The 18,846-nt window shown below is 70.6% G+C and carries 16 protein-coding genes; 5 read left to right on the top strand and 11 right to left on the bottom strand.

Annotation, left to right across the window (positions count from 1 at the left end):
• Positions 1–15 precede the first annotated feature (15 nt).
• The 4 genes from AMYNI_RS0132040 to AMYNI_RS0132025 form a co-directional block, all read right to left on the bottom strand.
• A complete protein-coding gene (locus AMYNI_RS0132040; protein ID WP_020672190.1) occupies positions 16–888 on the bottom strand; it encodes an SGNH/GDSL hydrolase family protein in 873 nt (290 codons plus the stop codon).
• The gene (locus AMYNI_RS45755; protein ID WP_020672189.1) at positions 885–2,147 is read right to left on the bottom strand and encodes a PucR-like N-terminal domain-containing protein; all 1,263 of its coding nucleotides are present in this window, start codon (positions 2,145–2,147) and stop codon (positions 885–887) included. The genes AMYNI_RS0132040 and AMYNI_RS45755 overlap by 4 nt, the downstream gene beginning before the upstream one ends.
• 229 nt (positions 2,148–2,376) lie before the next feature.
• Positions 2,377–3,930 carry an AMP-binding protein gene (locus AMYNI_RS0132030; RefSeq protein ID WP_020672188.1) on the bottom strand — a complete coding sequence of 518 codons (1,554 nt, stop codon included), beginning with the start codon at positions 3,928–3,930 and terminating at the stop codon, positions 2,377–2,379.
• Positions 3,927–4,109: a hypothetical protein gene (locus tag AMYNI_RS0132025; protein ID WP_020672187.1), complete on the bottom strand. Its 183-nt coding sequence runs from the start codon at positions 4,107–4,109 to the stop codon at positions 3,927–3,929. Before AMYNI_RS0132025 ends, AMYNI_RS0132030 begins: the two co-directional genes overlap by 4 nt.
• Positions 4,110–4,218: 109 nt before the next feature.
• Between AMYNI_RS0132025 and AMYNI_RS0132020 the strand changes: the two genes are divergently transcribed.
• The 3 genes from AMYNI_RS0132020 (at position 4,219) to AMYNI_RS48475 (ending at position 8,168) form a co-directional block, all read left to right on the top strand.
• Positions 4,219–4,830, top strand: a complete 612-nt coding sequence (locus tag AMYNI_RS0132020; protein ID WP_020672186.1) for a TetR/AcrR family transcriptional regulator — start codon at positions 4,219–4,221, stop codon at positions 4,828–4,830.
• 56 nt (positions 4,831–4,886) lie between these two features.
• Complete coding sequence (locus AMYNI_RS45750) at positions 4,887–6,845, top strand: CocE/NonD family hydrolase (RefSeq protein WP_157357528.1); 1,959 nt, start codon at positions 4,887–4,889, stop codon at positions 6,843–6,845.
• A gap of 90 nt (positions 6,846–6,935) precedes the next feature.
• A complete protein-coding gene (locus AMYNI_RS48475) occupies positions 6,936–8,168 on the top strand; it encodes an HNH endonuclease signature motif containing protein (RefSeq protein ID WP_084628515.1) in 1,233 nt (410 codons plus the stop codon).
• Positions 8,169–8,309: 141 nt separating this feature from the next.
• On the opposite strand, the gene AMYNI_RS0132005 is transcribed toward AMYNI_RS48475, so the two are convergent.
• The 3 genes from AMYNI_RS0132005 to AMYNI_RS0131995 all read right to left on the bottom strand — a co-directional run bounded on the left by AMYNI_RS0132005 (position 8,310) and on the right by AMYNI_RS0131995 (position 12,112).
• Positions 8,310–9,545 (bottom strand): alpha/beta hydrolase family protein, encoded by a 1,236-nt coding sequence (locus AMYNI_RS0132005; protein ID WP_020672183.1) that lies wholly within the window; start codon positions 9,543–9,545, stop codon positions 8,310–8,312.
• A gap of 88 nt (positions 9,546–9,633) precedes the next feature.
• A complete protein-coding gene (clpX, locus tag AMYNI_RS0132000; protein ID WP_020672182.1) occupies positions 9,634–10,902 on the bottom strand; it encodes an ATP-dependent Clp protease ATP-binding subunit ClpX in 1,269 nt (422 codons plus the stop codon).
• 16 nt (positions 10,903–10,918) lie between these two features.
• Entirely contained in the window at positions 10,919–12,112 is a 1,194-nt protein-coding gene (locus AMYNI_RS0131995; RefSeq protein WP_020672181.1) for a cytochrome P450 family protein, read from the bottom strand.
• Positions 12,113–12,211: 99 nt separating this feature from the next.
• Between AMYNI_RS0131995 and AMYNI_RS0131990 the strand changes: the two genes are divergently transcribed.
• The gene (locus AMYNI_RS0131990; RefSeq protein ID WP_020672180.1) at positions 12,212–13,336 is read left to right on the top strand and encodes a TetR/AcrR family transcriptional regulator; all 1,125 of its coding nucleotides are present in this window, start codon (positions 12,212–12,214) and stop codon (positions 13,334–13,336) included.
• A 47-nt stretch (positions 13,337–13,383) separates the two neighbouring features.
• Here AMYNI_RS0131990 and AMYNI_RS0131985 read toward each other — a convergent pair whose 3' ends face one another.
• Positions 13,384–13,851, bottom strand: a complete 468-nt coding sequence (locus AMYNI_RS0131985; RefSeq protein WP_020672179.1) for a MarR family winged helix-turn-helix transcriptional regulator — start codon at positions 13,849–13,851, stop codon at positions 13,384–13,386.
• Between the two features lie 78 nt (positions 13,852–13,929).
• Between AMYNI_RS0131985 and AMYNI_RS0131980 the strand changes: the two genes are divergently transcribed.
• Positions 13,930–14,703, top strand: a complete 774-nt coding sequence (locus tag AMYNI_RS0131980; protein WP_020672178.1) for an oxidoreductase — start codon at positions 13,930–13,932, stop codon at positions 14,701–14,703.
• Positions 14,704–14,709: 6 nt separating this feature from the next.
• Here AMYNI_RS0131980 and AMYNI_RS0131975 read toward each other — a convergent pair whose 3' ends face one another.
• From AMYNI_RS0131975 to purU, 3 genes are read right to left on the bottom strand one after another with little or no spacing between them, the layout of a single operon-like run.
• Entirely contained in the window at positions 14,710–15,345 is a 636-nt protein-coding gene (locus AMYNI_RS0131975; RefSeq protein ID WP_020672177.1) for a cyclodeaminase/cyclohydrolase family protein, read from the bottom strand.
• 48 nt (positions 15,346–15,393) lie between these two features.
• A complete protein-coding gene (locus tag AMYNI_RS0131970) occupies positions 15,394–17,862 on the bottom strand; it encodes a GcvT family protein (protein ID WP_026361205.1) in 2,469 nt (822 codons plus the stop codon).
• Between the two features lie 51 nt (positions 17,863–17,913).
• A complete protein-coding gene (gene purU, locus AMYNI_RS0131965) occupies positions 17,914–18,774 on the bottom strand; it encodes a formyltetrahydrofolate deformylase (RefSeq protein ID WP_020672175.1) in 861 nt (286 codons plus the stop codon).
• Positions 18,775–18,846: the final 72 nt, after the last annotated feature.

Genomic DNA, 18,846 nt, shown 5'->3' with positions numbered 1-18,846 from the left:
GCGCCGAACTCCGTATCAGCCGCTCAGCGCGTCGAGCACCAGCCGGGACACGTTCTCCATGCCGAGCGCGTTCGGGTGCACCGGCGCGGCGTCAACGGCGTCGTAAATTCCTTCGATCCAGCGGGTGCCGGGCGCACGGCAGGCATCGTGCCCGACGCTGGCGGCCCGGCTGTCCACGAACAGCGCCCCGTTCGCGGCTGCCTGCGCGGACAGCATCGCGGCGAACGACCGCTCCTTCGCGGTGAGATAGGGCAGATCGCCCTCGGCCACCATGGTCGCGTTCCGGTTGCCCGGCGCGCAGTCCGCCTTGGCGTCGGGCAGGATCGTCTGGTACCCCACCAGCACGACGGTCGCCTTGGGCGCGCGTTCGTGGATGCCCTGCAGCGTCGCCGCCACCTTCGGCGCGACCTCGGCGAAGGTGGCCTCGATCTGGTCCACGCCGTCCTTGGTGTAGTGGTCGGTGCACGGCTTGCCCGCCGGGTCCTGCGAGCCGAGCCCCGCGCAGGTGAACACGATCGACGCGAAACCGGCGTCGTTGCCGCCGATGCCCAGCGTCACCAACTCGGTGTCCGCACCGAGCGCATCGAACTGGGGCGGTGCGGTGCCCTGCGGCCCGGTCATGTTGCCGGTGACCGCCCCGCTGCAGCTGACATCGCGGAACTCGGCCGGTGCGAGCGCCCCGGCGACCAGCGAGGGGTAGTTGCGGGTGGACCGCGCGCACGGCCCGGAGTCCGGCCGCTGCTCCGGGATTCCCGGTCCCGATGAGTAGGAGTCCCCCAGTGCGACGTAGCTCGCGGGGGCGGGCGCCGCCGCGGCCGGTACGGGCAGCGCCGCGACGCACAGCACCGCGGCGCAGGTGGCGACGATCTTCGGCAGGAGCGGGCTCACGGTGGACCTCCGGCTGTCGGGTGAACTGGGTGGACGGGCGGGATCGTGCCGGCAGAGCGCAGCAGCGACCTGATCCGCAGCACGGTCTCCGCGGCGAACCGGAAGTCCGGATCGGTGAGCCGGTCGCCGAACAGGTTCTCCAGCTGGCGCAAGCGGTTGCGCGCGGTCTGCGGATGGATGCCGAGCACCCTGGCCACCTCGGGCGCGGTCCGTCCCCACGAGGTCAGCAGCGCGCGGAGGGTGTCTTCCAACCTGCTCGCCTTGCCGTGCGGGAGCCGGTTCAGCACGCCGAACTCCTGCTCTTCCAGCAGGCGGCCGAGTTGCTCGCCGTGCAGCAGGAACAGCTCGCCGAGGTGCCCGCTCACCTCGACCGGCTCGCCGACGGGCAGCACGTTCCGGCGGACCAGCCGCAGGGCGAGCTGCGCGCAGTAGCCCGACAGCCACGCGTCACGCGTGGGCACCACCGGCCCGATCGCCGCGGACCGGCCCCGCAGCAGCGAGCGCAGCCGGTCCAGCCTGCCGCCGATGCCGGGATCGGGGACCAGCAGGCAGAGACCGTGCCCGCGCGGCAGCTCCAACACCACCTCGGCGAGGTCGCGCGGCAGCGAGACCTCGCCCTCTCGCCGGGTACCGGTGGCCAGGCAGGCGATCGTTTCCGGCAACGGCCAGGCCGCCTGGAACGCCAGCTGCTCGAGGTCCGCTGCGGTGACCGCGCCCCGTTCCAGCAGGTGCTCGGCCAGCACCCGGCGCCGGCGCCGCAGGTCACCGGCGGCACGCCCGCGGGCGTCGGCGAAACCGGTCGCCGACTCACCGGCCAGCACGTCGATCTGGGCGAGCACCGCCTCGCCGACCCGCAGCACGGTCTCCGCCGGCAGCGCGGCCGCCCGCGCCACCTCGGTGTACCGGCGGCAGGCCACCCTGGCCCCGATCCGGTAGGCGGACTGCAGGCCCTCCATGCCGCGGCCGGTCAGGTACTCGGCCTTGCCCAGCCTGCGGAAGAAGGCGGCGTCGTGCTCCCTGGTCACGTCCGGCTGCTCGACCAGCTCGACGAACTGGTGCACCGCCCGGCGCACGGCCGACACCAGGTCGCGGCCGAACTTCGAGTCCAGCGGGCGCGCGTAGCCGCGCACCTCGCGCCGGATCGCCTCGACCATCTCCGCCGCGATCCCGTCCAGCTCCGGGCGCAGCACGGTGGCCAGCTCGGTGGTGAGCTCCGCCCACGGCGTGCGGGCGCCGCCCTGCACCGGTGCCTGCGTCACCGAAGACCTCCCTGCTTCGCCGGTATTGAAAACCGCGAGCCGCCGCACAGGTTAAGCCGGGCGACACGAACAGGTCAACGATTCACCGAACCGATCGAAACGGCGAACAGTTCCACTATTTCCCTTACCTGACAAGGCTTTTTGTCCGATAATCGGACGAATGGCGCACCGGAATGAGTGTCGCGCACCGGAACCTGGCGTCCCGATGACAATTCTCCTTCCGCGTTTCTCAGCGCCGGAGCTTGCCGCTCGCGGTCCGCGGCAGCTCGTCGACGAACTCGATCTCCCTCGGCACCTTGTACCGAGCCAGGTTGGCCTTCACGTAGGCCTTCAGCTCGTCTTCGGTGACCGTGCCGCCGGGCACCCGCACCGCACGCGCGGCCAGCCGCTGGCCGAACTCCTCGTCCTCGACCCCGCGGACCACCACGTCGAGCAGCCCGGGATGGCCGGCGAGCAGGTCCTCCACCTCCTGCGGGTACACGTTCTCCCCGCCCGAGACGATCATGTCGTCCGCCCTGCCGTCGATGAACAGCCGGCCGGCCTGGTCGAAATGGCCGACGTCCCCGGTGTTCAGCAGCCCGCGCACGACCTCCTTGCCACCGCCGCCGGTGTAGCCGTGGAACGCCATCCGGCTGCCCACGAACACGGTGCCGATCCGGCCGGCGGGCAGCTCCCGGCCGTGCTCGTCGAGCACCCGCACCTCGATCCCCCGCGCCGGCCTGCCGACGGTGCCCGGCGCGGCCCGCAGGTCCGCCGGGGTGGCGATGGTGGACCAGCTCGTTTCGGTGGAGCCGTACAGGTTGAACAGCACGTCACCGAAGACGTCCTGGAACTCGGCGGCGAGATCGGGGCTCAGCGGCGCCGCCGCCGAGCCGACCGCGCGCAGCAGACCGGTGCGGCGGCCGTCGCGCAGGTGCGGCGGCAGCCGGAGGATCCGTTGCAGCATGACCGGCACCGCGAACATCGACCGCACCCGGTGCCGCTCGGCCAGTTCGAGCGCGCGTTCGGGCTCGAACCGGCGGCACAGCACCAGCGGGCTGCCCAACACCAGCGCGATGGCGAGGTAGGCGAGGCCGAAACCGTGGAACAGCGGCGGCAGCACCAGCATCGGCTCACCGGAGCGCAGGCGCAGCTGGGTGAGCATCGTGGTCAGCGGCAACGCGAACCGCGCCGGGTCGGTGTCCCGCGCCGCTCCCTTCGGCGTGCCGGTGGTGCCGGAGGTGAGGATGACGATCCGGCCGTGACCGCGATAGGGCGGCGGCGGGCGCCGCGAGCCGCCCGGACGCCGGTCGCACTCCGCGGACACCAGCGTCACCGGCAGGTCACCGGCCAGCGCGCTGAACTCGTCGTCGTGCATCAGTACGTGCACGTCCTCCCGCTTCAACACCTCCGCCAGCTGCGGCCGGGAGAAGTCGGTGTTGAGGAAAACCAGTTCGGCGCCGAGCCAGCTGCCCGCCAGCGCCGCCTCGACGAAACCGCGGTGGTTGCGGCAGAGCACGCCGAGCCGCCGTCCAGCGCGCAGGCCGTACCGGTCGGCGAGATCGGCGGCGAGATCGCCAACCCGCCGGTACAGCTCGGGGAAGGTGACCGGGCCGTCGTCGTCGATCAGCGCCGGCCGGTCCGGCCAGCGCGCGGCGCCCGCCGCCACCGCGGCCGGCAGGTTCACCCCGTGCCGCCGGAACGCGGCGGCCATCCGCAGCAGCCGGACCGGGCCGACCGGGCGCAGCATTCCCGTCGACGCCAGCACCCCGGCCGCGACCCGCGCGGTGGCGAACCCGTTCACGCCGTACCCGCCTTCTCCGGTCGCCCGGCGTAGTCCTCGGCGCGAACGTCCATACTGGACCAGTCGCCCCGGAGCAACCGCTGCGCGGTGCGCTGGAACAGGTGCAACTCGGCGACCTCCGGCTGGATCCTTGGCGCGAACTGGACCACGAGCACCGTCACGTCCCTCGTGCCGTCCATGCGCCTCAGCGTGCCGCCGCAGAATAAACTTGTCAAACGTTCAGCAAGGTGCTTCTCGGTACGCGACTGTCTACGCTGACCGGCAGCCGGCGAACGAAGGGAACCAGCAGTGCCCACCCAGGCAGAACGCTCCGCCAGCAGCCGACGGCACCTGATGGACGCCGCGAGCGAGCTGTTCACCGAGCGCGGGGTGCAGGCCACCTCGGTGGCCGAGATCGGGGCAAGGGCCGGCCTGAGCCGCGGCGCGGTGAACTTCCACTTCGGCTCCAAGGACGCGCTGATCGGCGAGATCGTGGCGGAACTCGTGGACAACTGGGAACGGTTCACGCTGTCCCCGCTGCTCGAGCGCGCGGGTGACGTGCCGGCGGCGATGGACGCGATCCTGGACGCGCACCACCACACCCTGCGGGACACGCCGTCCCTGTTCGCCCTCTACTACGCGCTGCTGTTCGAGTCGTTGAGCTCGTCCCCCGGGCTGCGGGCCGCCTTCACCGAGCTGGACCAGCGACTGCGCGGCCAGATCACCGAGTTCCTGACCGGCTCGCCGGCGGCCGGTTCGGTGCGCAAGGACGTCCGGGCCGAGGGGTTCGCGATCTGGTTCCTCGGCGCCCTGCGCGGCATCGTGCACCAGCAACTGCTCGAGCCGGCCGGGGTGGACCTGAGCGCGGCTTACGGCGAGCTGCGCACGGCCGCACTGGCCAGGCTGACCGACGGCCGCTAGCGCTTTTGGGTGCACTTTCTTGCCAAGCGTATAGCAACTCTCTTTAACTCCTGGACGTGAAACTTGTACGCGCCGAACAGGTGCTGGCCCTGCTTGCCATCATCGCCGTGCTAGTCACGACGGCGCCCGCCACCGCATCGGGTGACTGGCAACCCGACCCCGAGCGGTACGGCGCGGGCGTGCGCGAGGAAGTCCCGGTGACCATGGCCGACGGCACGGTGCTGCGGGCGGACGTGCACTACCCCACCGACCCCGCGACCGGCGAGCCCGCGACCGGCCCGTTCCCTGTGGTGCTGACCCAGACCCCGTACGGCGCGCTGATGAACATCGCGCCCGGCCTGACCGAAACCGACGGCGGCGGGGCGGACGACGATTTCGCCCTGCTCGGCGGCGGCAACGACTATCTGGTCAAGCGCGGCTACCTGTTCGTGGTCGCCGACGTCCGAGGCACCGGCACGTCGCAGGGCGTGTGGGACTTCCTCGGCCCGCAGGAGCGGGCGGACGGCGCGGCACTGGTGCGCTGGGCCGCCGGCCTGCCGGAGTCCAGCGGTTCGGTGGGGCTGCTCGGCGCCTCCTACATGGGCATCAACCAGTTCTTCACCGCCGCCGAGCTCGGGCCGGATTCGCCGCTGAAGGCGCTGTTCCCGGTGATGGCGAGCAACAGCCCCTATCGCGACATGGCCTTCCCCGGTGGCGCGCTCGGCCTGTCGGCCGGTGCGCTCTACCTCGGCCTCACCGGCCTGATGGAGGTCGCCAACCTGCTCACCGCGCTGCATCCCGACCTCGCCAAGGTGCTCGCGCAACGGGTGGCCGGCCTGCTCAACATGCACGGCGGCCTGGCGGTCGACGTGCTGACGGACGGCGACCGCGGCTACGACGAGGCGTACTGGCAGTCGCGCAGCCCGCGGTCGGTGCTGCCGGCGGTGGTGCAGGCCGGGGTGCCCGCCTATCTCGTCGGCGGCTGGCAGGACACCTTCCAGCGCGGGGAACCGCTCAACTTCACCGATCTGCAGACGGTGGCGGCCGGCGCGGCGCCCGGCGGGCCGATGCGGCCGGACCAGCCCGCCAGGCCGGAGTACCAGCTGCTGACCGGGCCGTGGCAGCACGTGACCGCGGGCAACGGCATCGACCTGAACCGGATCCAGCTCCGCTGGTTCGACCAGTGGCTCAAGGGCAGGGACACCGGCGTCACCGACACCGACACCCCGCTGCACCTCTACGAGCTGGGCTCTGGCCGCTGGCTGGACGCCTCGCACTTCCCGCTGCCCCAGACGGTTCCCACCGCGCACTACCTCCGGGAGGACGCGAAACTGGCCACCGCCCTGCCCTCGGAGCCGGAACGGGACGACGTCCTGCTGCATACCCCGGTGGCGAGTCCCTGCAACGGCGGGCTGGACCAGGCCACCGCCGGCGGGCTGATCGCAATGCTCGGCGCGCTCGGTCTGCCGGAACCGTGCGCCACCAACGACAACACCGCGCAGCTGCCGCCGTTCGCGCACACCTACACCACCGAGCCGTTCAGCGCGGCCACCACCCTCGCCGGTCCGGTCAGCGCGACCCTCTACGTCACCGCCACCCGACCGGAGACCCAGCTCGTGGTCACCGTGTCCGACGTGGCCCCCAACGGACTGTCCAGCCCGATCACCTCCGGCGCGCTGATGGGCTCGATGCGCGCGGTCGACCCGGCCCGCAGCTGGTTCGCGCCGGACGGCAACTACCTGCTGCCGTACCACCCGTACACCAGGGCGTCCAAGGCACCGGTCCCGGTCGGCGAGCCGGTCCGGTACGACATCGAGATCGCCGCCACCTTCGCCCAGTTCCGGCCGGGGCACCGGCTGCGGGTCACCGTGTCCACAGTAGACACACCGAGGCTGCTGCCGAAGGTCGCGCAGCTGCCCGGCGTGCTCGGCGGCGTGTACCGGGTGCACCACGATCCCGGGCTGGCCTCTTTCGTCGAGCTGCCGCTGGCCCTGTCGGCCGCCTTCACCGACCTCGCCGAAGTTCCGCGGGGCTAGCGCTTTTCCCTCTTTCGTGTTTGGCCTCTGGCGGTTTTTGTCGGGGTTCGGCGGTATTATGGAGGTACATTCGAAACTACGGGGGTTCGCATGTTGTATGTTGATTTCAGTATGTTACCGCCAGATTGGTTGTCGTCGATGAATGCGGCGTCGATTGAGCAGCTCGATGTGTCGCAGGCGGTGGGTGTGGTGATCTCGGCTCGGCGGGCGATCTGTCGCATACAGGCGGTGCAGGCCCAGGCGATCGCGCAGGTCAGCCGGGCTCGTGGTGGTGCGCGGTGGGTGGCGGATGAGTTGGCGCCGGAACTGCGGTTGTCCCGTGAAACGACCGCAACCCGGGTAGCCTTGGCGAAAGCGCTGGTGTCCCGGATGCCGTGCCTCTTGGCGGCGATGACTGAGGGCGAGTTGGATATCGAGAAGGCCCGTCAAGCCTTTGATGGGGTTGCGGTGTTGTCGGACGATTTAGCCCGTCAGGCGGATGAGATTCTGTCGGCGCGGATCGGTGAAAAGAATCCGAGCAACTGGCGGAAAACGGTAACGCGCGTGGTGGCGAGTCTCGATCCCGAGGGGCAACGCGCCCGCGCGGAGGCCCGCCGTAAGCAGCGGCGGGTCGAGTTGCACCACGAGCCCGACGCGATGGCCTCACTCTGGGCCTACCTTCCGGTCGAAATCGCGACCGCCGTGTATGCCCGCATCGACATGCTGGCCCGCAAACTCCGAGTCGGCGATGAAACCCGCACGCTGGACCAACTTCGAGCCGATGTGCTGGCGGAGTTGCTGCTCGGCAAGGGCTGGGAAGGCTTGGCCGCTCAGGTGTTCATCTACGTCCCCCTCGACACCGCGTTAGGCATCCGCGACGACGGCTGCGAGCTGGTCGGTCATGGCCCGATCCCCGGTGAGATCGGGCGTCAGCTCATGAACCAACCCAACTCGGTGTGGCGGAAGGTGTTGACCGATCCGGTATCGGGCACTGTCCGGGATCTCGGCCGCACCCGCTACCGACCGCCAGCAGATCTCGCCGAACTGGTCCGAGTGCGTGACCGCACCTGCCGCGCACCAGGTTGTAATCGGCCTGCGCAACGCTGCGACACCGACCACTGCACCGCATGGTCGCAAAACGGGGACACCTGCGAACACAACCTGTGCTGCCTCTGCCGCCACCACCACCGCCTGAAAGACGAACCCGGGTGGACCTTCGAGTTCGACCCCGAAACGGCCGATTTAACGGTCACCACCCCCACCGGCCGCAGCTACACCACCAGACCCGAACCACTGCTCGACCCACCACCACCGAAGATCACCAACGGGCCACCACCCTTCTAGCGATCCGGCCGCACCGCCAACGGCAAACTCGCCGACCGGAGCGGCCAACTCGGTCACGCCAACGGCCAACTCACTGGCCGCAGCGCACGAGGTGTGTTCCACCCCGGCCTTACTCCTATCTGGACAGTCTCGGTCGGGGCGCTAGCGCACGAACCGGACTCCCGGATGGGCCGGGGACGGCCCTGCGAGCAGCTTGTCGTCGCGGCCGCGCAGGTGCAGGTCGAAGAACGAGCGGGTGTAGGCCCGCAGCGCGGCCACGTCCCCGGCGAGATCGCCGGGATCCGCGGTGCCGACCAGCTCGGTCGCCTGCGCCCCGGTGAGCGCCCCGCCGGCCAGCAGATCCGGCACCATCGACGAAAGATCGTTGAAGCTGTTGTGCGCCGAGCTGGCCAGCTGGAGGTTGAGCCGCCACCCGCGCAGGTTCCGCCACAGCTCCGAAATCAGCGGGTCGGTGTGGTCCGCGCCGTCGTGGGTGAACAGCAGCAGCGGCCGGTCGAGCCCCTCGGTGGTGACCGTGCCCCACGGGTCCTCCTTGGTGCCGACCGCGCCGTCGAGGTCGACTCCGGCCAGGATCCTCGGGTCGTCGTGCATGCTCTGCGCGGTGGTGGCGCCGCCGAGCGAATGGCCGAACATGCCGACCCGGCCGAGGTCCAGCACACCGCCGAAGTTGTGCCGCGCCAACTCGTCGAGCACGAAGGGGATGTCCACCGCGCGGATGCCGAGCTCGCGCTTGAAGGTCTCGAACGAGCCGGGGTCCGGCTGGCGGTTCACCTCCACCCGGCCGCCGGGGAACTCGACCTCGGTCGGGTCGTAGGTGTGGTCCACGGCCACCACCACGTAGCCCTGGCTGGCGAACTCCTCGGCGAGCGCGGTGCCGAAGACGCGGGACATGTAGTGCCCCGGCGAATAGAGCAGAACCGGATACGGGCCGCCCCGGAAGTCGGGCGGCGCGCCAAGGTGGCTGTTCGTCCTGGTGCCCGCCCAGTCCACGGTGCCGGGCGGGATCCGCGCCGGAATGGCGAAGGTGCCTTCCGCCATCACGGTTTCGAAATGCGCGGCGGCGGCCGGCGGCATTTGCGGCGCCACCGGATAGCGGTCCGCGTCCCGCGTCGGATACCAGACGGTGGCCATCAACTCCCTGGCCGGTTCCGCCGGCACCCACGGATCGGGGCGGGAATGGTCAACCAGGTGCAGCCGCGTTGTGCCGACCTGGTGCGGCCCGGTCGGCGCCGGCAGCTGCGCCCGCACGCCACCTGTCCGCTGTGCCGCCGCGGCCGGAGTAAGGGGGACGGCGACGGCGACCGCCAGTGCCATCGTGGCCATCGTGGCCATCAAGCAGGTCAGCCTGCCCCTGCCACCGGTGCCGAACCTGGTCATGCCGCCCCCTCGTTTCGGTGCTTTCGGTGCTTGCCGTGCTTTCGGTGCGCAAACCCAGCCTGCCGCAACCTGGCTGTGCCTGGCACCCTCAGGCGGACTTTTCCGTTGGCGCACAGCCGGGCCGGTCCCGTGGCACCAGGGTCGGGTTGACGTTGTCGAGCACGGTGGCGCGATCGACCACGACCTTGGCCACGTCGTCCCGACCAGGTACCTCGTACATCACGTTGAGCAGGACCTCCTCCAGGATCGCCCGGAGCGCCCTGGCGCCGGTACCGCGGAGCAGGGCCTGCTCGGCGATCGCGCCGACGGCGTCTTCGGTGAACTCCAGTTCGACGCCGTCGTACTCGAAGAGCTTCCGGTACTGCTTCAGCAACGCGTCGCGCGGCTCGGTGAGAATCCGCGTCAACGCGGCCTTCTCCAGCGGCCGGACGGCCGCCACCACCGGCAGCCTGCCGACCAGCTCCGGGATCAGCCCGAACTCGATCAGGTCCTCGGGCCGCACGTGCTCTTGCCGCCGGTTGACGCGGATAGTGGCGCCGAAGCCGATGCCGCGGTGCCCCGACCGCCGCTCGACGATCCGCTCCAGTCCGTCGAAGGCGCCACCGAGGATGAACAGCACGTTGCCGGTGTCGAGCCGGAGGAACTCCTGGTGCGGATGCTTGCGGCCGCCCTGCGGCGGCACGTTCGCGACGGTGCCCTCCAGTATCTTCAGCAGCGCCTGCTGCACCCCTTCGCCGGAGACGTCCCTGGTGATGGACGGGTTCTCCGACGTGCGCGCGATCTTGTCGATCTCGTCGAGGTAGATGATGCCCGTCTCGGCTTTCGCGAGGTCGTAGTCGGCGGCCTGGATCAGCTTCAGCAGGATGTTCTCCACGTCCTCACCGACGTAGCCGGCCTCGGTGAGCGCGGTGGCGTCGGCGATCGCGAACGGCACGTCGAGCATCCTGGCCAGGGTCCTGGCGAGGTGGGTCTTGCCGCAGCCGGTCGGGCCGATCAGCAGGATGTTGGACTTGCCGAGCTCGACCGGCTCCTCGTGCGCGGTGTGCCGCCCGCTCGCGACGGCAGCGGGCCGCACCCGCTTGTAGTGGTTGTAGACCGCTACGGACAGCGCCGTCTTGGCGTCATCCTGGCCGACCACGTAGCGCTCCAGGAACTCGTGGATCTCCCGCGGCTTCGGCGACTCCCAGTGTCTACTGTGGACGCCGCTGCGCAGGTCTTCGTCGACCAGCTCGTTGCACAGCCCGACGCACTCGTCGCAGATGTAGACCCCGAACGGGCCCGCGATCAGCTTGCGCACCCGGTCCTGGTCCTTCCCGCAGAACGAGCACTTGAGCGGGATGTCAGCTTTTTTCGTCACTCGTCTCCCCCGGCTCTCAAAGAGTCACCGGCAGGGCCGCCACTCGCCAGGTGCCGGGATCGGGCACGCGCGGCGTTTCCGCCGGGGCCACCGCCAGCGCCAGTTCGGGGAACCGGTGCGCCAGCGCGGTGAGCGCGACCTCGGTCTGCACCCTGGCGAATGCGGCGGCGAGGCAGAAATGCGGCCCGTACGCGTAGCCGAGATGTCCAGGAGTACCGGGACCCCGGCCGACGTCGAGCCGGTCCGGGTCGGTGAACACGCGCGGGTCGCGGTTGGCCGAAACGATCGCGGCGGTGACCGGCTCGCCCTTGCGGATCGGCACGCCACCGATTTCGACCTCTTCGTTCGGGAACCGGGGAATGGTCAGCAGCTGCGGGCCGCACCAGCGGGTCAGCTCCTCCACCGCGCCGGGCACCAGACCAGGATCCGCGCGGAGGGCGGCGAGCTGCGCGGGATGGGACAGCAGGGTCAGCATCGCGTTGGCGATCAGGTTCGTCGGCGTCTGCCCGGCCAGCACCAGCTGCCAGACCAGGGTGACCAGTTCGTCGTCACCGAGCCGGTCCCCGTCCTCGGCCTGGACGCGGAGGAGGTCGGAGAGCAGGTCGTCCGCCGGCTCGGCCCGGCGCCGCGCGACCGCTTCCTTGGCGCCGGCCATGATGCCGGGAATCGCATCGGCGAACTTCGCACCCCAGCCGGCCGCGACGGCGGCGCCGTACTCCCGCCAGCGGGCACGGTTCTCGCCGGGAATGCCGACCAGCTCGCAGATCACGTCCATCGGCAGCGGCCGCGCGAAGTGCCGCAGCAGGTCCACCGAGCCGCCTTCGACCTGGCCGGGCAGCTCGTCGAGGCTGTTCCGCACGATCGACTCGACCCGCGAGCGGAACCCGGCGGCACGGGCGGGGGTGAACGCGGGCGACACCAGCCCGCGCAGCCGCCGGTGCTCGGCGCCTTCCATCTCCTGCATGGTCCGCAGGTACGGCAGGCAGTCCTCGGGTACGTCGGGCCGCTGAAAACTGGCGGCGCTGAGTTCGAACCGCGGGTCGCCCAGCATCGCCCTGGCGTCTTCGTACCGCAGCACGGCCCACATCGGACCGGCTCCCGGCGCGACCAGCCGCGCCACCGGCGAACGCTCCCTGACCCGGCCATACGCGGCGAAGGGGTCACTCAGCACTTCGCTGTCGGTCAGGTCGATCTCGGGCACCTCGGCCACGACTCCCCATTTCACATGTTCACGTCAGATGGTCTCATCATATAGATGGTCACGGTATCCTGCGGCGGGAAGCACGGCAACGCCGGGGCGAGGAGGACGATGGGCCGGCTCAGCAGGGCGGAAACGCAGGAGCGCAACCGCGACAAGGTGCTGGCCGCGGCCAGGGACGAGTTCGCCGAGCGCGGTTTCCGCGAGGCCAAGATCGACACCATCGCCGAGCGCGCCGAACTCACCCGCGGTGCGGTGTACTCCAACTTCCCCGGCAAACGAGCGCTCTACTTCGCGGTGCTGGCCCAGCTCGCCGAGCAGCTGCCGGTGCCGCCGCACGCGGAGCCGGGCCGCACCGCCCGCGACGCGCTCGGCGCGCTCGCCCGCGCCTGGGTCACCCGGCTCCCGCTGGCCGAACCGGACTCGGCCGAGCGGCGCGACTCGGCCAGGCTCGGCATGGACCTGATCCCCGAAGTACTCGCCGACGCGCGTCTCCGGCGGCCGTTCGCGCAGTTGATGAAGCTGGACGCGCTGCTGCTCAGCCTGTCGCTGGAACGGCTGCACCCGCTCGAAACGGCACCGGGTGACCCGCCGGCCCGCCTGGTGCGGATGGCGGAGATGGTGCTGACCACCCTGCACGGCGCGAGCCAGCTGGCCGCCGCCGCACCCGGTTTCCTCGAACCCTTCGACGTGATCAGTGCCTGCGAGCAGCTGGCGGGGCTCGCGCTCAACGACTGGTGGCCACCCCCGGCCGTCATCCCGCAGACGCGGCCGGCCGACGAGCCGTGGTCTCCGCCGGGCACCGCACCGCCGGTGGACACCGTGCGCGGCGAGCCGGCCAGGCTCGACGGCGACGGCGTGGTGGCAGTGCTCGGGCTGCACCGGCTGTCCGCCGCCGAAGAGGCGGTGCGGGCCGCGCGGCCCGGGGACCTGGTCACCGTCGCGCTGGTCACCGGCGAGCCCGCGGAGTTCGCGCCGCTGGCCCGGCTCGCCATCGCCGACCTCTGCGGCTGCCTGCGCCAGGCTTTTCCCCGGGAGGCGTGGCCACGCCTTCAGGTGGTGTGCGACGAGTCCGGCGCACTCGCCGCGGCGGCCGGGGTGCCTGCCGTCAGCGACGGCACCGAAGTCGCCGTCCGGATCGAGGCGGGCCGGATCGTGGCCCGCGCCGACGGCCTCGGCGCCACCCACGCCGTCACCACCGCCTCCCCCGACCACCACGCCCTCAACGGCAAATAGCCGGCTTTTTGCCCTACCCCAGGGGGGCCTGAAGGGCAAAAAGCCGGCTATTCGGCTGGGGGGTTGGCGTCGAGGGCGGCGCACACGGCTTCGCAGTCTTCGGCGAACCGGGCGAGCCGTTCGGCCCCGATCGCGTCGATGAACCAGGCGCGGACGTCGGCGATATGGACCGGCGCGGCCTTGGTGATGGCCGCACGACCGCCGCCGGTCAGCACCACATCGGGGTAGCGACCGGCGCCGGCGGCCTCGCGGCGGACCAGCCCGCGCCGCGTCATCCGCGCGAGATGGTGCGAGAGACGGCTTTTCTCCCACTGCGTCGCCGCACCCAGCTCGGCGGAGGACATCCGTCCCGCCGGAGCCTCGGAAAGCTGCGCCAGCACGTCGTAGTCGGCCGGCGAGATGTCGCACTCGCGCTGCTGGTGCTCGGCCAGCCGCGCGAACAACCGCCGCTGCATGGCCAGGAACGCGCGCCACGCGTGCAGCTCGGTCTCGTCGAGCCAGTGCGTCTCGGTCATGGAAGGACATACTAAACATAGGTTGACGCATCAACCTAACCGTCGATACCGTCGAACCCGACAGAGTGGGGGTTCAGGGTGAAGGGGAATCTTTCCGGCAAGCGGGCGATCGTCACCGGCGGTACCCGCGGGATCGGTGCCGAAATCGCGCGGCAGCTCGCGGTCGAGGGCGCCGCGGTGCTCGCCACGGCCAGGAAACCGGCCGACGACCTGCCACCGGGGGTGCTGTTCACCACCGCGGACGTCACCGTCCCGGAGGACGCGGCGCGGCTGGCCTGGCACGCGGCCGAAGTGCTCGGCGGGGTGGACATCCTGGTCGACAACGCCGGCAGCGGCACGCTGCGGCCGGATGGCCTGCTCGGCACCGACGACGCGGCCTGGTGGCACACGCTGGAGGTCAACCTGCTCGGCGCGGTGCGGCTGGACCGGGCCGTGCTGCCCGGGATGATCGAGCGCGGCCACGGGGTGATCGTGCACATCTCCTCGGCCGCGGCGCACGAACCGGGCCCTGGGGTGGTGGACTACTCCGCGGCCAAGGCGGCGCTTTCCTCCTACAGCAAGGGACTCGCCAACGAGATGGCGGGCAAGGGCATCCGGGTCAACCGGGTCTCCCCCGGGGTGACGCTGACCGCCAAGGTCGAAACGGGCATCGCCAAGCTCGCCGCCGCGCAGGGCACCGACTTCGAGACGGCGCTCCAGCGCTGGGGCGAAGGGCTGGGCGGCATCCCGATCGGCCGCCCAGGCACCCCGGCCGACATCGCCGCGCTGGTCGTCTTCCTGTGCTCGGACCAGTCCGCCTGGATCACCGGCAGCGACTTCGTGATCGACGGCGGGATGCTCAAGGCCAACTGACCCGCGTCACCGTCCGATGTGGACACCACCGGATCCGGTGCGGATCGCGACGGTGATCATGTCCGCCCGTTCGCAGAGCAGGTCGACGGCGTCCGCGATCGCGAAGAACTCCGCGCGGACCCGCTCGTCCGGCACACCGTCGAGGTTGACTTCGATCTGCACCCGCGCGGTGGCGGCCGCCGCCCGCGCCGCCAGCGCGGCGGCGGCCAGGTCGGCCACCACCCGGCGGTTGCCGACCGGCAGCAGGCGCTCGACGAGGGTGAGCACGTCGGCCGCGGCCTCGATCACCTCCGCCGGTGGACGACAAGCCGCCGCGAGCGCGGCCGCGACCGCCGAGGACCGGGCGTCCCGCTCCTCGGCGGTCGTCTCCGGCAGCGCGTACGCGGCACCGACCGCGTTGAACGCGCAGGCATCCTTCTCCGAGACTCGCAACGCGTGCATCCACAGGGCATCGGACTCGGCCAGCACGTCGTCGATGACCTCCCGGTGCCCGGCGTATTCCGCACCGTCGCTGTAGCGGGCGGCCATGCCCACCAGCGACGCCGCCTGCGCCGCGTGCAGCGCCGCCGTCGTCCCACCGCCGGGCGCCGGCACCCGCGCCGCGAGCTTCTTGAGGAATTCGCTGATGATCTGGTCACGCATCAGGGCACGTCCTTCGCATCGGTTCGGACAGGAAACAACTAGTGATACTCAGCGGCGGATGCGTTCCATCCCCGGATCGAACAGCGACTCGGCGGCCACGGTCGCCGCGACCCGGCGGCCGAAGTACTCGATTTCCACCGCCGTGCCGACCCCGGCCGCCGCGGGCAGCCAGGCGTACGCGATCGGCCGGGAAAGCGTGTAGCCGTAAGCAGCGCTGGTCACGTACCCGGCGGCTTGACCGTCCACGAAGACGGGCTCCTTGCCGAGCACCACAGTGTGCCCGTCGTCGATGGTCAGGCACCGCAGCCGACGGGCGGCGGTCTCCTCGCTGCGGCCGTCGAGTGCCTCTCGGCCGACGAAGTCACCCTTCGCCGGGCGCACCGCGAAGCCGACGCCCGCTTCATAAGGGTCGTGCTCGGTGGTCATGTCGGTGCCCCACAGGCGATAGCCCTTTTCCAAACGCAGGCTGTTGAAGGCCGCGCGGCCCGCCGCGATCACGCCGAGGTCGCGGCCGGCAGCCCACAGCACATCCCACAACCGCTGGCCGTTGTCCGCGCTGGTGTAGATCTCCCAGCCGAGCTCGCCCACATAGGACAGCCGCATCGCGGTGACCGGCACCCCGGCGATCCGCGCCCGCCTGGCACGGAAGTACTTCAGGCCCTGGTGGGAGAAGTCCTCACGGCTCAGAGGCTGCACGAGATCCCTCGCCGCCGGGCCCCACACACCGAGACAGCAGGTGCCGCCGGTGATGTCGCGGACCCGGACGCCGCCGTCTTCGGGCAGCTGCTTGTGGAAGTAGTCGTGGTCGAGGTTGCCGTTCACACCGACCTGGAACACGTCGGGCTCCAGCCGCGCCACGGTGACGTCGCTGCGGACCCCGCCGGCCTCGTCCAGCACCAGGGTGTAGGTGACCGAGCCGACCGACTTGTCGAGCTGGTTGCTGGTCAGCCGCTGGAGAAAGGCCAGCGCGCCGGGACCGCTGACCTCCAGCCGTTTGAGCGGGGTCATGTCGTAGAGCGCCACCGCGTTCCTGGTCCGCCACGCCTCGGCCGCCGCGATCGGTGAGTGGAACCGCCCGGCCCAGCCGTCCCTTGCCGGCGGCAGCCAGTCGTGCGGCAGTTCCTTCACCAGCGGCGCGTTCGCCTCGAACCAGTGCGGGCGCTCCCAGCCGGACGCCTCCAGGAACACCGCGCCGAGCTCGCGCTGCCGGGCGTGGAACGGGGTCACCCGGAGGTCGCGCGGGGAAAGCTTGGGCTGCAACGGATGCAGCACGTCGTAGATCTCGGTGAAGTTCTGCTGCGAGGTCTCGTCCACGTACTCCCGGGAAAGCTGGACGTCCTCGAAGCGGTTCACGTCGATGTCGTGCAGGTCGGTCTCCGAGCGCCCGTGCACCAGCTGCTCCGCGACGGCCTTCGCGATCCCGGCCGAGTGCGTCACCCAGATCGCCTCGGCCACCCAGAACCCGCGCACCTCGGCGGATTCGCCCACCAGCGAGTGGCCGTCGGGGGTGAACGAGAAGACCCCGTTGAAGCCCTCTTCGACCTTGGCCTGGCGCAGGGCCGGTAGCAGCAGCTTGCTGTGCTCCCACGACGGCGCGAAATCCTCTTCGGTGAACGGAAGCATGGAGGGCATGGCCGCGTCGCTGACCTCCGGGCCAGCTGAGTCCAGTTCGGCCGTGGCCACCGGCATCGGCCGGTGCGCGTAGGTGCCGATGCCGAGCCGGTCGTTGTGCTCGCGGTAGTAGAGGTCCTGGTCCTGGTGACGCAGGATCGGCAGGCTCGCTTCGGACTCTTCGGTGTTGCGCCCGACCAGTTCGGCGAGCTGGCCGGTCTTGGCGTACTGGTGCGCGAGCGGCAGCAACGGCACCTCCATCCCGACCATCGCACCGATCTCGCGGCCCCAGAATCCGGCGCAGGACACCACGATGTCGGCGGCGAACACCCCCGAATCGGTCTCCACCCCGGTCACCCGCCCGCCGGCCTGCTGCACCCCGGTGACCTTGGTGGAGCCAATGAACCGCGCGCCGCGCGCTTCGGCCCGTCGCGCCAGCGCCACCACCGCGCGGGAAGCCTTCGCCAGCCCGTCGGTCGGCACGTACAGCGCGCCCAGCACCTGCTCCGGATCGAGCAGCGGGTACCGGCGCAGGCATTCCGCGCTGTCCACGAGCGTGCCGCCGATGCCCCAGGAGGTCGCCCAGCCGTGCTTGCGCTTGAGGTCCTCCCAGCGCGCGGGCGTGGTCGCCACCTCCATTCCCCCGACGGGGTTGAAGCAGGGCGCACCGTCCACTTCGAGCGCGGAGAACTTCTCCACGGTGTACCGGGCGAACTCGGTCATCGCCTTGGACGAGTTGGTCTGGAACACCAGGCCGGGCGCGTGCGAGGTCGAACCACCGGTCAGCGGCAGCGGGCCCTGGTCCAGCACGGTCACGTCGGACCACCCCCGGACCGTCAGCTCGTCCGCGAGGTTCGCGCCGACGATGCCGGCGCCGATGATCACGACACGGGGCGAAGCAGCCATCACAATCCTCCTGGTTCGGGAGCTTTCCTGGTGGGGGTAAGGAATCCGGGGCTAGCGGAACACCACGGTGCTGTTGCCGTTGAGCAGTACGCGGCGTTCGCAGTGCCAGCGCACCGCGCGGGAGAGCGCCAGCGCCTCCGCGTCGCGGCCCACCGTCACCAGCTCGCGAGGCCCGTAGCTGTGGTCGACCCGCAGCACCTCCTGCTCGATGATCGGGCCCTCGTCCAGCTCCGGGGTCACGTAGTGGGCGGTGGCACCGACGTACTTCACGCCGCGGTCGTAGGCCTGGTGGTAGGGCTTGGCGCCCTTGAAACCGGGCAGGAACGAATGGTGGATGTTGATCGCCCTGCCCTGCAGCTTCACGCACAGGTCGTCGGAGAGCACCTGCATGTACCGCGCCAGCACCACCAGATCCACCTGGTACTCGCCGACCAGTTCCAGCAGCCGTTGCTCGGCCTCGGACTTGGTCTCCGGCGTCACCGGCACGTGCACGAACGGCAGCCCGGCGGCCTCCGCCATCGGGCGCAGGTCTTCGTGGTTGGACACCACCAGCGCGATGTCCGCACCGAGCCCGCCGGCCCGCCAGCGGAACAGCAGATCGTTGAGGCAGTGCCCGAACTTCGACACCAGCACCAGAATCCGATCCGGCGTGGCATCGGAGAACTGGAACTCCATTCCGAAATCGGTCGCCACGGCGGAGAACTCGCGCGCGAGATCGTCCACTGTGACTTTCTCGACCCCGTCCGCGACACAGGAGAAAGATGTGCGCAGGAACAGCGAACCGCGGACACCGTCGTCGAACTGCTGGTGCTCGACGATGTCGCAGCCGCGGCCGACCAGGAACGTGGTCACCGCGTGCACGATCCCCGAGCGTTCGGGGCACTTGAGGGTCAAGGTGAAGTGCTGTGCCACGGGATTCTCCTCGGCGTTCGACTCGGAAAAGCCAGCCGGACATCTAATAGATGATTGATATACTAGTTGTAT

Origin of the sequence: Amycolatopsis nigrescens CSC17Ta-90 (assembly GCF_000384315.1) — a bacterium.
GTDB lineage: Bacteria > Actinomycetota > Actinomycetes > Mycobacteriales > Pseudonocardiaceae > Amycolatopsis > Amycolatopsis nigrescens.
The sequence above is the reverse complement of the archived record's forward strand: the minus strand, read 5'-3'. Positions and strand labels throughout refer to the sequence as shown.